This is a genomic window from Corallococcus sp. 4LFB (genome assembly GCF_046520365.1).
In the GTDB taxonomy this organism is placed as follows: Bacteria; Myxococcota; Myxococcia; order Myxococcales; family Myxococcaceae; genus Corallococcus; species Corallococcus caeni.
Window position 1 is genome coordinate 1 of sequence record NZ_JBKGHJ010000041.1, and the last position, 12,043, is coordinate 12,043.

The 12,043-nt window shown below is 72.2% G+C and carries 11 protein-coding genes and 2 pseudogenes; 11 read left to right on the plus strand and 2 right to left on the minus strand.

From position 1 onward, the window contains the following. The 6 genes and pseudogenes from ACLEQD_RS07155 to ACLEQD_RS07180 all read left to right on the plus strand — a co-directional run. Positions 1–674, plus strand: a pseudogene (locus tag ACLEQD_RS07155) (amino acid deaminase/aldolase); the annotation flags it as partial. Positions 675–678: 4 nt separating this feature from the next. After that, positions 679–2,022: a D-arabinono-1,4-lactone oxidase gene (locus ACLEQD_RS07160; protein WP_410382785.1), complete on the plus strand. Its 1,344-nt coding sequence runs from the start codon at positions 679–681 to the stop codon at positions 2,020–2,022. Between the two features lie 134 nt (positions 2,023–2,156). Beyond that, positions 2,157–3,086, plus strand: a complete 930-nt coding sequence (locus ACLEQD_RS07165) for a hypothetical protein (protein ID WP_410382787.1) — start codon at positions 2,157–2,159, stop codon at positions 3,084–3,086. Beyond that, positions 3,083–5,215 (plus strand): DUF4105 domain-containing protein, encoded by a 2,133-nt coding sequence (locus tag ACLEQD_RS07170; protein WP_410382789.1) that lies wholly within the window; start codon positions 3,083–3,085, stop codon positions 5,213–5,215. Before ACLEQD_RS07165 ends, ACLEQD_RS07170 begins: the two co-directional genes overlap by 4 nt. After that, complete coding sequence (locus ACLEQD_RS07175; protein WP_410382791.1) at positions 5,107–5,970, plus strand: hypothetical protein; 864 nt, start codon at positions 5,107–5,109, stop codon at positions 5,968–5,970. The genes ACLEQD_RS07170 and ACLEQD_RS07175 overlap by 109 nt, the downstream gene beginning before the upstream one ends. A 749-nt stretch (positions 5,971–6,719) precedes the next feature. Then, positions 6,720–7,220 carry a hypothetical protein gene (locus tag ACLEQD_RS07180; protein WP_410382792.1) on the plus strand — a complete coding sequence of 167 codons (501 nt, stop codon included), beginning with the start codon at positions 6,720–6,722 and terminating at the stop codon, positions 7,218–7,220. Between the two features lie 9 nt (positions 7,221–7,229). Here ACLEQD_RS07180 and ACLEQD_RS07185 read toward each other — a convergent pair whose 3' ends face one another. Next, entirely contained in the window at positions 7,230–7,565 is a 336-nt protein-coding gene (locus ACLEQD_RS07185; RefSeq protein WP_120526972.1) for a PilZ domain-containing protein, read from the minus strand. Positions 7,566–7,691: 126 nt separating this feature from the next. Here ACLEQD_RS07185 and ACLEQD_RS07190 point away from each other — a divergent pair, with 126 nt between their 5' ends. Next, positions 7,692–8,213: a GreA/GreB family elongation factor gene (locus tag ACLEQD_RS07190; protein WP_410382793.1), complete on the plus strand. Its 522-nt coding sequence runs from the start codon at positions 7,692–7,694 to the stop codon at positions 8,211–8,213. Between the two features lie 8 nt (positions 8,214–8,221). On the opposite strand, the pseudogene ACLEQD_RS07195 reads toward ACLEQD_RS07190, so the two are convergent. Then, positions 8,222–8,936 (minus strand): annotated as a pseudogene (locus tag ACLEQD_RS07195) (class I SAM-dependent methyltransferase). Positions 8,937–9,060: 124 nt separating this feature from the next. Here ACLEQD_RS07195 and ACLEQD_RS07200 point away from each other — a divergent pair. The 4 genes from ACLEQD_RS07200 to ACLEQD_RS07215 all read left to right on the plus strand — a co-directional run bounded on the left by ACLEQD_RS07200 (position 9,061) and on the right by ACLEQD_RS07215 (position 12,038). Beyond that, the gene (locus ACLEQD_RS07200; protein ID WP_410382794.1) at positions 9,061–9,543 is read left to right on the plus strand and encodes a hypothetical protein; all 483 of its coding nucleotides are present in this window, start codon (positions 9,061–9,063) and stop codon (positions 9,541–9,543) included. A 158-nt stretch (positions 9,544–9,701) separates the two neighbouring features. Continuing rightward, positions 9,702–10,427 carry an SDR family oxidoreductase gene (locus ACLEQD_RS07205; protein WP_410382795.1) on the plus strand — a complete coding sequence of 242 codons (726 nt, stop codon included), beginning with the start codon at positions 9,702–9,704 and terminating at the stop codon, positions 10,425–10,427. Next, positions 10,424–11,215, plus strand: a complete 792-nt coding sequence (locus tag ACLEQD_RS07210) for a dihydroneopterin aldolase (protein ID WP_410382796.1) — start codon at positions 10,424–10,426, stop codon at positions 11,213–11,215. The genes ACLEQD_RS07205 and ACLEQD_RS07210 overlap by 4 nt, the downstream gene beginning before the upstream one ends. Positions 11,216–11,291: 76 nt before the next feature. Further along, positions 11,292–12,038 carry a queuosine precursor transporter gene (locus ACLEQD_RS07215; RefSeq protein ID WP_410382797.1) on the plus strand — a complete coding sequence of 249 codons (747 nt, stop codon included), beginning with the start codon at positions 11,292–11,294 and terminating at the stop codon, positions 12,036–12,038. Positions 12,039–12,043 lie beyond the last annotated feature (5 nt).

Below are 12,043 nucleotides of genomic sequence, written 5' to 3' on the forward strand. Positions count from 1 at the left end.
CGAAGCGCATCGCGGCGGAGGGGGACGCCGTGTTCCTCGCGGGCGTCATGGGCTACGAGGCGCAGCTCGCGGGCGTGCCGGACGCCGCCGCGCACGCGGGGGCGAAGAACGTGGTCATCCGCGCGCTCAAGCGGGCCTCCGTGGGCCGCGTGCACGCGCGCAGGCAGGCGGTGGTGGCCGCGCTGAAGGACGCGGGCTTCGCGCCACGCTTCGTGAACGGCGGCGGCACCGGCAGCCTGGAGTCCACTCGCGAGGACGCGAGCGTCACCGAGCTGACCGCGGGCAGCGGCCTGTACTCGCCCGCGCTCTTCGACGGCTATCGCGGCTTCCACCACCAGCCCGCGGTGGCGTTCGCCATCCCCGTCACGCGGCGCCCGGGGCCGGGCCTCTTCACGCTCCAGGGCGGCGGCTATGTGGCTTCTGGTTCTGCGGGCGTGGACAAGCTGCCGGTGCCCTACCTGCCCGAGGGCGCGAAGCTCCTCCCGCTGGAGGGCGCGGGCGAGGTGCAGACGCCCATCGCCTACACGGGCCCGGTGCCGCTGCCCCTGGGCGCGCCGGTGTTCTTCCGGCACGCGAAGGCGGGCGAGGTGTGCGAGCACTTCCGCACGCTGCTGCTCATCTCCGGGGGCCGCGTCGTGGAAGAGGTTCCGACCTACCGGGGCGAATGGGGGTGACGGCATGACGAGCGTGGTGAAGGTGAAGACCTGGCGCAACTGGTCCGGCGCGGTGGTGGCCCATCCGTCGAGCTTCCTCCAGCCGGAGTCCGTGGACGCGCTGAAGGCCGCGCTCCGCGACGCCAGTGCCCGGGCGCGCACCGTGCGCGTGGTGGGCAGCGGCCACTCGTTCCCGCCCCTGTGCGCGACGGACGAGACGATGGTGTCGCTCGAAGCGCTGCACGGCCTGGAGTCCGTGGACGCCACCGCGCGCGAGGCCGTGGTGTGGGCGGGCACGAACCTGCGCGAGCTGGGAACGCTGCTCGCGTCGCACGGGCTCGCGATGGAGAACCTGGGCGACATCAACAAGCAGTCGCTGGGCGGCGCGCTGAGCACGGGCACGCACGGGACGGGCGTGGGGCTGGGCATCCTCTCCACGCAGGCGGCGGCGATGACGCTCGTCACGGCGAGCGGGGAAGAGGTGACGTGCTCGGAGGACGCCTCACCGGAGCTGCTCCAGGCCGCGCGCGTGTCGCTGGGGGCGCTGGGCGTGGTGACGCGGGTGCGGCTGCGGCTTCTGCCCGCGTACCGGCTGCGGCTGACGCGGCGGAACCTGGGGCTGGAGGAGTGCCTCGCGGGGCTGGAGGAAGCGCGCGCGCGCCACCGGCACTACGAGTTCTTCTGGTTCCCCCACTCCGACCGGGTGATGACGAAGGCGATGGACCTCACGGACGAGCCCCCGCACGGGGTGGGCGTGGGGCGCTGGCTCAACGAGCTGGTGATGGAGAACGCAGTGTTCGGCGCGGTGAGCCGCGCGTGCCGGCTGCGGCCCGCCCTGTGCGCCCCCGTGAGCCGGCTGTCCGCGAAGCTGGCGTCGGAGGGCGTGCTGGCGGGGCAGAGCCACACGCTGTTCGCCACGCCGCGCCTCGTGCGCTTCCAGGAGATGGAATACGGCGTGCCGGTGGAGCGCGGGCCGGACTGCCTGCGCGAGCTGGCTGAATACATCACGCGCGAGCAGCTGCCCGTGCACTTCCCGGTGGAGTACCGCTTCGTGCGCGGCGACGACGCGTTCCTCAGTCCCGCGCACGGCGGGGACCGCGCGTTCATCGCGGTGCATCAGTACCGGGGCATGCCGCTGGAGCCCTACTTCTCGGGCGCGGAGGCCATCTTCCGGAACCACGGCGGCCGGCCGCACTGGGGCAAGCTGCACACGCAGACGGCGGCGACGCTGAAACAGCTGTATCCCCGCTGGGATGACTTCCAGCGCGTGCGCGAGCAGCTGGACCCGGAGGGGCGCTTCCTCAATCCCTATCTGAGACGTCTCTTCCTGGAGGAGGGCGCGAAGTCCGCGACGCACCCCCGGGCCTGATTTTTCGCGTCGTATCGCGTCAGACGATCCACCAACCGCCCGAAAATGCACAATCCAGGGCCCGGCATGCGGTTGGCTAGGGCATGGGTTGGCGGTTGGCGCCAGGCCCGGTGGCGCCCTTTCGAGGGGGATGGATGCGGACGAAGTCTTCGTGGAAGCGCGTGGTGACGGCGTCGATGCTGGTGCTCGCCGTGGGGTGCCGCACGCCCTCCGCGGGGTTGAGGGCCGCGGGCGCGTCGGACTCGGGCAACTCTTCGGACTCGGGCAACTCCAGCCAGGGCGACTCCAGCCAGTCGGATTCGGGCAACTCCAGCGGTGGGGCCTCGAGCCGGTCGGGTTCCAATGGCTCCAGCGATGAAGGCTCCAGCGAGTCGGGCTCGAGTGAATCCAGCGAATCGGACTCGGGCAACTCCAGCCAGGGGGATTCGAGCCATTCGAATTCGAGTGACTCCTCCGGCTCCAGCGACCACAGCTCGGAAGAGGGCTCCAGTCACTCCGGCTCCAGTGAGCACAGCTCCGAATCCAGCGAGGACAGCAACGCGGGCACCAGCGAGTCGAACCAGGTGGACCAGGGTGACGACTCGCGCACGCGCAGCGAGAGCAGCAACGGCCGCGAGAATCAGCTCCTGTCGACGGCCACGGTGGCGCTGACGGTGATGGGCCTGGGCATCATCATCTGGCAGTCGTACGCGCGTGCCGCGCGGCGCAAGGGCAGGCAGCCCTCGCCGAAGGAAGTGGGGCACGCGGCCCAGGTGTACCTGCGCGCCCGCACGCACCAACTGCGAGAGGACCTGGCGCTGGGCGCGGGCCCGACGGTGGACGACCTGGCGCAGGCGGCGCGCATCCGTCGCGAGAACCTGGACGTCTTCGGCAAGCTCTTGCGGACGCACCGCAAGGAGCTGCTGATGATGGCGGATGCGAAGCAGCTCACGCCCGAGCGCGCCCGCGCATGGCTGGAGCGCGTGGGCGAACTGGCGCGCACCGAGCCGCGACTCGAGGAGGACCGGCAGGCCTTCCTCCTGGACCAGGAAGGAGCGACCCCGGCGGCCGAGGCCCTCCAGTGAGGCCCCGCACAGCCTGGCTGGGTTTGCTCACGGTGCTGCTGTTGCCCGTGGGTGCGCAGACGCGTGAGCAGGCCCGGCAGGACCCTCCGTCCGAAGAAGCTCCGGGCCACCTCGCGGTGCCCGCGTTCCTGGACGGGGCGTTCATGGAAGTCACCCTGGCGTCGCGGGTCGCGGCACTGGAGGCCACGGCGGGCATCGTCCTGCGCGGCGACGCGGCGCGGGATGCAGCGCTGGTCTCGGACGTGGAGGCGGGCCTCGCCGCCCTGCCTCCCGCGATGCGCCGTCCGCCGGGGGGCCGGTTGGAGCTCGTGCTCCACCCGGAGCCCGCGCCCCTGGGCCTCGGTGACGGCACGAAGGCGCGTCCCGACTGGTCCGGGCAGCGCGAGCAGTTCCACCTCTACCGCTACGCCCCTTCCGAGGAGCGCCGGGCCACGCTGCGCCTGTCGCGCCTCACCGACGCGGAGGCCGAACACCTGTGGCGCCGCCGCGCCGTGGTGCACGCCGTGATGCAGCGCTGGGACGACGCGCGCGGCTGGAGCAGGCGTCCCCAGTGGCGCAGGCTGGACGGGTGGCTGCTCCCGTTCGAGCGCCCCCTCACGTGGAAGGAGTCCGCGAGCATCACCTACGCGGGCGCCTTCAGCCGCGCCCGGGGCCAGGCCAGCGCCTCGCTGGACCTCGTCACGTTCGCGGAGGAGCTGTTCGTCCCCGTGGAGTCCCTGCGCCCGGACGCGCTGCCCGAGGATGATCAGGTCCGCTGCCAGGAGCTCTCCAAGACGCGAGCCGTGTCCGGGTTCCTCACGGAAGCGCGCCTGGGCACCCTGCCCGCGAGGGGCGGCTGCCCGGCCTTCGACGCCTGGGCGGAAGCGGACGCGCTCTCCCACCTGGAGGTCCTGCTCGTCGCGGCCACGGGCCGGCAACCCCAGTCCCTCTTCGGCCACCTCCTCCTGCGCCCGGTCTGGCGCGAAGGCGCCACGGTGCAGGGCCCCGGCTTCGAGCGCGTCGTGCAGCTGGTGGCCCTCACCGGCATGGAGGAGAAGGGCCTGGGCTACCTGATGAAGGGAATGACGGGCGGCTACAGCACCGTCTTCCTCACGGGCACCCTGGGCGACGTCACCCACGAGTCGCTGGAGCTGGAGCAGCGCACCATCCGCCGCTTCCGGCTGAACCTCACGCCCGGCGAATCCCAGCGCATGCTGGAGCGCATCTGGGAGCTCGAGCGTCGCGGCTACCTGGGCTACTACTTCTTCACCGACAACTGCGCCGCCGCGCTCCTCTTCCTCCTCAACGGCTCGCTGGAGGACGGCCGCCACGTGAGCGCCCCCGGCACGCTGTGGGTCCTGCCCACCGCCACGCTGGACACGCTGGCGAAGACGAACGTCGTGGACGCGAGCGGGCGCGCGGTGCCGCTCCTGGAGCACGTCCCGGACGCCTTCGAGTCCACGGGAGACCGCGCCCGGCGCGCGCTCGTGGAGCAGGAGCGGCTGCTCACGAAGCTGGCGGCCCTGCTTCCATCCAGCGCGCTCGCGCCCCTGCACCTCGTGCACCGCCGCCTCCAATCCCCCGAGCCCGGCGTCCGCCGTCAGGCCTACGCGCAGCTGCCCCGCGCCGTGACGACCGCGCTCGACGCGGCTTCCCAACCCGCGCGCGCCGAAACCCGGGATGCCCTGCACGGCTACGTGGCGCACGCGGTGCGGGTGGAGCGCGCGGCGGTGGACCAGGCCGAAGCGGAGACGCTCGCCATCGACCGCGAGCGCCTCATCGCCCTCGACCTGAAGGGGGAGGGCGGCGCCGCCCGGGGCGTCAAGGACCGGCAGCGCCTCTTCGAGCGCGAGGACGCCATGCAGCGCAAGCTCGCGGTGCTGGACCGCACGGCCCTGCTCCAGCAGGCCCTGGACACCGCCACCAAGCGCCTGCCCACGCCGGACGAGCTCAAGACCCTGGTCCGCGCCGAGCACACCGAGGCCGCCTTCGCCGCCGCGACGGAGGCGCAGGGCACGCTCAACGACGGCCGCTCGCGGACGTGGATCCGCGCGCCTTCCTCGCGAAGGACCATCAACAGAAGACGGAGGCGGAGGCCACCTGGGCCCGGGGCGCGCTGCGCGAATCCGGCGCGGCCCGCACGGTGGTGAGCGGCGGCGTGGACTTCCCGGAGGTGGGCGCCGCGCGGCCCGTGGTGAGCCTGCGCACCTCCGCGATGAACGAGACCCTGGGCGACGCGCGCCTGCACGGCTTCCAGTCCAGCAGCGAGCTGCGCGTGCTGGACGGAGAGCTGTCGGTGGAGCCCCGCTGGGGCGTGCCGCGCATCCTCGGCTCGCGCCTGACGCTGGTGGGCTACCGCACGCTGATGCCGGAGCTGCCCCAGCAGCAGCGGTCGTTCTCCGACTCGCTGGGCTGGGGCGCGGAGGCGAGGATGTCCACGGACATCGACCGCCCGTTGCCCTACCGCGCGTCGGTGGAGGCGGAGGCGCTGGGCGTCGTGGCGGCCTCGGAGCGCTTCGACACCTTCCTCGCGGTGGGGTTGGGCGCCCAGGCCACGATGGCCTGGAGCCCCTTCGAGACAGTCCCGAGCGTCGGGCCCCGTCTGTCATTGGCCCATCGCACGGCCCTGCCCGGCCCGGGCAACAGCGCGCTGCGGTTGGAGGCCACGTACGTGCCGGCGTGGCGCGCGGGCCTCACGCCGGGCTTCACGCACGAAGCGGACGCGACGCTCCAGGTGGAGTGGTACCTGGGGCGCGTCGCCCGCTGGAGCGTGCTGCTCACTCCCCGCGCACAGGTCCACTGGGAGGGGACACTCGCGTCGTGGGCAGGTCCCGGGAGGAGTCTCGCGAGCCTTCCGGAAGGACGGGCGCGACATCGCCTTGCGCTAGGAGTGGAGCTCCGCTGACGCGCGGCGCGAGGACGGCGCGCACGTCGCCGCTGAACAGCGGGCGGCTGGCCACCCCGGCGAGGGCGCCGATGACCAGGCTGGCGGCGTGCAGCATCGTCCAGCTCAGCCAGCCCATGCCGTAGAAGATGCGCACGGAGCCCACGCTGAAGACGTTGAAGAGCACGTAGAGCGTTGCGGGCACCACCACCGCGGCGACGAGCGCGGCGGCCAGGGCGCGGCGGGGACGTCCCGCGTGGAAGCCGCCGAACGTGCCGGCCAGCAGGCCGTTGAACATCGGAACGAAGAACGTGACGGCGCTGATGAGCACCATGGTCAGCACGCTCACGTCGAACCGGTTGTGCTTCCACACGATGCGGCTCTCCTCCACGCGCGTGTCGAGCGGGACGGCCGAGTAGGCGACCTGCTCCTCCCTCAGGTGAAGGCGGCGTGTCGAATTGGTGAAGCGATCCGAGTCCTCCGTATGGGTCTCATCCATGGAGCATTGACCTCCGTGCGGGCGGGGAAGGACGGTGCCCGGACACACCTTGGGAGATGGTGCCGGAAGGGGGCGGGTGGAAGGGCTGACGGCTCCACCGGTCCCTGAGAGGGAGGGCGCACGCCGTGCCTGCCCGCCGGGAATTTTCGCGACCCGGCGTGGAGCGGATGCCGTACGCCGGGGCCGTGAAGCACGGGAGACTTGGCGTCTGGTGGCTGGCGGCTATGCTGCCGCGCCTCCGCCGTACCGCTTCCCAGCCTGGATGGATTCCATGAGCCTTCGCCGCAACCTGCTGACCGTCGCCCTCCTCTCCTCCACGCTGCTGTCCGCTTGCGCGCTGCGCCCGCGCTACAACGACATCATCCAGGCGAACGGCACCACCGAGCTCCAGGAGAACCAGCTCGTGGTGCTGCGCGTGACGGACGCCGCCACGGGCAAGCCGGTGAAGGGCGCCAAGGTGCTCGGCGGCGAGTACCGCAACCACCTCAACGCCACCAGCGACGAGAACGGTGAAGTCTCCCTCCGGCTGGACCCGGGCCTGGTGAAGGAGAACCCGCTGGTGGAGGTCGTGCTGCCCAAGGGCGTGAGCCGCTACAAGCTCCAGCTGGTCCCCTCCGGCCAGGCCCCCGCCCCCGAAGGCGAGCCCATCAGCGCCCCCGCCGCGGAGCCCTCCACCACGCCGGAGCCCTCCACCACGCCGGAGCCGTCCACCACGCCCGCGACGCCGTCGGAGACCGCGGTCCCGGCGAGCCCCGACACGACGGCGAAGTAGGTCCGGCCGTCAGGTGAACCAGCGGATCAGGCGCCTGCCCTGCAAGCGCCTGAACGCGCCCAGCCGCCGCTGGAAGTCCCCGCCGATGGTGACGAAGCGCACGCCACAGCGTCCCCGCGTGCGCTCCCCGGCGGAGCGGCGGGCCCACATGACCTGGGCCTGGAACGGCACCTCCTCATCCCCCAGCAGCAACGCGCCCTCCAGGAGATCGCCCGCCTTCATCGGCTGGAGCATCTCCGCGCAGAAGCCGCCCTCCGACACATCCCGCGTGTAGAGCGGCAGCATGCCGCGCAGACGGACGGCCAGGCGATGCTCGAAGCGGGGCACGGCTCGGGGGAGGTGCATGGTCCGGATTCTGACGGATTCCGTCTTTGCAGTAAAATTGCGCCAATACGAAGCGGCCGGACGGGCGGACCCGGCGTGCAAATCCCGGGAAACGTTGAGAAATCTCCTGGGAGGAGGGAGCGGCCCATGTCGAAGGCATTCACCAAGGAAGACGGGGGCGGCGACGAGGGGCTCACCCCCGCGCGTCCCCGGTCGGCGTCGGCGGAGCAGCGCTACATCACGCCGGAGGGCTACCGCGCGCTCCAGGAGGAGCTGCTGGAGCTGCAGGGCCCCGCGCCCCGGGACTGGCCGGAGCTGGAGGCGGGCGTGCGCAAGCGCGAGCGGGAGCGCCGGGCGCGGGAGCTCACCGCCATCCTGGAGGACGTGCGCGTGGTGGTGCCGGATCCGTCGCAGGCGGGCCGCGTCTTCTTCGGCGCGTGGGTGGTGCTGGAGGACGAGGACGGCGCCCAGCTGCGCTACCGCATCGTCGGCCCGGATGAGGCGGACGTGAAGGCGGGGCGGCTGAGCGTGGAGTCCCCGCTGGCGCGCGCGCTCCTGGGCAAGGAGGCCGGCGAGGTCGTGCTGGTGGAGCGTCCGCGCGGCCCGGTGGAGTACGAGCTCCTCGCGGTGCAGTACGCGGAGTCCGAAGCCAGCGCGGCCGCGCCGTAGCGCGCCGCTCAGCGCTTCGTGGCGATGACGGTGACGAGCCGGCCGAAGGGCTCCGGCATGTCGCCCTCGCGCACCTCCACGTCGAACCCCGCCGCCTCCATCAGGACGCGCGCGCGGGGCACGAGGAACGTCAGGTAGTACATGACGAACGGCGGCTTCCAGAGCGCGTTGCGCACGCGCATGGCGGCGTTGAAGCCCTTCGCCACCCAGTAGCCGGGGTTCAGCGCGGACGGCGGCTGGCCGGTGACGAAGACGAAGCGGCCCCCCGGCTTCAGCGCCCGCGAGATGCCCGCGACGAGGCGCGGCTCGTCCGCCTCCAGGATGTGCCCGAAGGCGCCGAAGCTGGTGACCAGGTCGAACGCCGCGTCGAAGGGCAGCGCCAGCGCGTCCCCGCGCACGAAGTCGAGCGCCGCGGTGCCCGGCGCATCCGCCAGCCTTTGCCGCGCTTCGTCCAGCATGCCCTGGCTCAGGTCGAACCCGACGACGCGCTCGCGCACGGCGGCGCAGCACGCGCATCGCGGCGCCGGTGCCGCAGCACACGTCCAGCGCGCTGCCCACGCCGCCGGGGGCGCCCGCGTGCGCGAGCGCGGCCTTGAGCACCGGATCCGGCGTGCGGAACGGCGTGTGCTCGAACTTGGGCGCGAGCAGGTCGTAGCCCTGCTCGACGGAGGTGAGGGCCTGCTGGGCGAGCTCGCGGAAGGTGGGGCCGTCGCGGTGGAACATGGGATGAGGTGTACCCACATCCTCCCGCCCCCGCCACCGGGGTCGGGGAGACCCGACGGGATTTGAATGTTCCGGCGGGGGCCCCGTCAGTCAGGACAAGCAACTCGGACGGAGGATGGAAGACATGGCTTTCAAGCTCGGACTCGCGACCCTGGCCTTCGGTGCACTGCTGCTCGGTTCCTCCACGTCGATGGCGGCGGACTGGCGCGGCCCGACGCAGGCGGATGCGCGCTGGGGCGGCCAGGAGCAGCGCGGTGGCTGGGAAGCGCCGCGGGACCAGGCGTTCCGCTACGTGGATGACGACGCGAAGACGCGCCGCTTCATGGGCTGCCGCGGCCCGAACTGCAACTACGGCCCCATGCCCCGCCCGGTGGACTCGCGCGGCCGCTACGAGCTGCAGACGGTGGAGCGCTGGGTGCCGGCGCGCTACGAGCAGGTCTGGGTCCCCGAGCAGTGCGTGTCCCGCGGCCGCCGCGGCCGCCACGTGCGCTGCACGCAGGGCTACTACGACCAGCGCTATGTGCCGGGCGGCTACCAGGCGGTGACGGAGTGGGTCTGGGTGCCGTACGCCGGGCGCCGCTGGCAGACGGTGGTCTACTACCCGTAGCGAGGACGCGAAGGACTGACGGACGGACGACGCAAGGGGAAGCAGGGGACGCGGGGCGGTGCCTGGAGAGGGGGTTCTCCGGGTGTCGCCCCGCGGTGTTTTGTGCGTGAAGGCGCCGGGTGCCTTTCCAGGGCGGGCCTGTTAGGGAGGGCCCGCATATGGGGACCGCATTCATCACGGGCGCGGGCGTGCGCGTTGGAAGCGCGGTGGCTCGCGCGCTGGGCCGCGCCGGCTACGACCTGGCGCTTCACGCGAACCGCTCCATGGAGCCGCTGGAGCTCCTGGCGGAGGAGCTGCGCGCGCTGGGCCGCGACGTCACGCTGTACAGCGGAGACCTCTCCGACGCGCAGGCGGTGGACGCGCTGGGCGCCCGGGTCCGGCAGGCGCACCCCGCGCTGGACGTGGTGGTCCACAACGCGGGGCTCTACGAGCGGGTGGACTTCGCCGCCGTGACGCGCGAGCAGTACCGCCGCATGCTCGCCGTGAACGTGGACGCGCCCTTCTTCCTCACGCAGGCGCTCCTGCCGTCGCTGCGCGCGGGGAAGGACCCGCTGGTGGTGCACCTCACCGACATCGGCGGGGAGCGGGCGGTGAGCCACTACGCGCACTACTCGGTGAGCAAGGCGGGGCTCGTGATGCTGACGCGCGCGCTGGCGGTGGAGCTGGCGCCGCACGTGCGCGTCAACGCCATCTCGCCGGGCGTGGTGGCCTTCCCGGAGCACTTCGACGAAGCCGCGCGCCAGGAGGTGCTCCAGCGCGTGCCCATGGGCCGCGAGGGCAGCGTGGAGGACGTGGCGCGCACGGTGGTGTTCCTCGCGCGCGAGGCGCCGTATCTCACCGGGCAGGTCATCGCCGTGGATGGCGGAAGGAGCGCTCGGCTGTGAGCCACGAACCCGTGTGGATCCACCCGGTGGTCAACGACGCGCAGGGCCGCCCGCTGGACGTGATGGAGCTGCGCGGGCTCACGGTGGACGTCATCGTGGGCGTCTACAACCGCGAGCGCGTGACGCCGCAGCCGCTGCGCCTGGACGTGGCGCTCTTCCTGGACGCGCGGCAGGCGGCGGTGGGCGGGAAGCTGGCGAACACGGTGCACTACGGACGGCTGGCCGGGGAGCTGCGCTTCCTCCTGGATGCGTGCCGCTTCGAGCTGCTGGAGTCCGCGGCGGAGGCGGTGTGCCGCTACCTGCTGGCGCCGCCCACGGACGCCGCGCCGCACGCGCACCTGCACGCGGCCACGGTGCGGGTCACCAAGCCGGAGGCGCTGACGGGGTGGGCCATCCCGTCGCTCCAGGTGCACCGGACCTCCGAGGAGATGGTGTACCGGACGGAGGCGAAGGCCTTCGGCCACGTGGACGTCATCCACGAGGGGGCGACCTACGGCGTCTACCGGCTGCGGGTGGCGCCGGGCAGGGGCATCCCCCCGCGGGCGGACGGGCACACGGAGGGCATGGAGCTGGTGCTGGGCGCGGGGATGCTGCTCAAGGGTCAGCCGGTGGGGCGGGGGCTGGCGTTCAGCGGGCCGGGCGTCTTCGGGCACCGCTACGACAACCCGACGGCCACGGAGCAGACGGTGCTGGGCGTGTACCGCCCGCGCCTGGTGCTGTCGGAGCAGGAGGCCGCCGGGAGCAGCGCATCCGTGGGGCCGGGCACGCTGTACTACCTGCCCGAGTAGACCCCGGACGGCCAAGCGACGGGGGCGGGCGGGTGTGCTAGCTCTAGGGGCGCCTCGCTCCTCAAGGACGCATCGGATGAACCTGGACCGGCGGATTCAGCTTTTCGTGGTGCTCGCGGGGCTGTTCTTCACCTCGCTGGTGGTGGGCGACATCATCGGGGTGAAGCTGTTCGAGGTGCACCTGGGCCCGGTGGTGGCGGTGATGTCGGTGGGCATGTTGCCGTTCCCGGTGACGTTCCTGCTGACGGACATCCTCAACGAGTTCTACGGCAAGAAGGTCGCGCGGTTCGTGACGTGGGTGGGCTTCTTCATGGCCATCTTCACGTTCGTGGTCATCGCGCTGGCGGGCCAGGTCCCATGGGCGCCGATGACGGAGGCGAAGGACTACGGCGGGACGGTGGCGGCGTCGTTCAACAACGTGTTCGGCGGCTCGCAGCGCATCCTGATGGCGTCGATGGTGGCGTACCTGGTGGCCCAGTTCCTGGACATCTCGGTCTTCAACCTGCTCAAGCGGGTGACGAACAACCGGATGCTGTGGCTGCGGGCCACGGGCTCCACGGTGGTGTCGCAGTTCATCGACACGGTGGTGGTGCAGTTCATCGCCTGGACGGGCGTGCTGCCCCGGGACGTCATCTTCCGGATCATCTTCACCTCGTACGCGGTGAAGCTGGTGGTGGCCATCGGCCTGACGCCGCTCGTCTACCTGGGGCACGCGCTGGTGGAGCGCAAGCTGGGCATCGCCCCGGTGGTCCTGGGCGAAGACGGTGAGCCGGTGGGCCTCGCACCTGTCGCCACCGAGCCCCCGCCCGCCGCCGCGGCCTGAAGGGT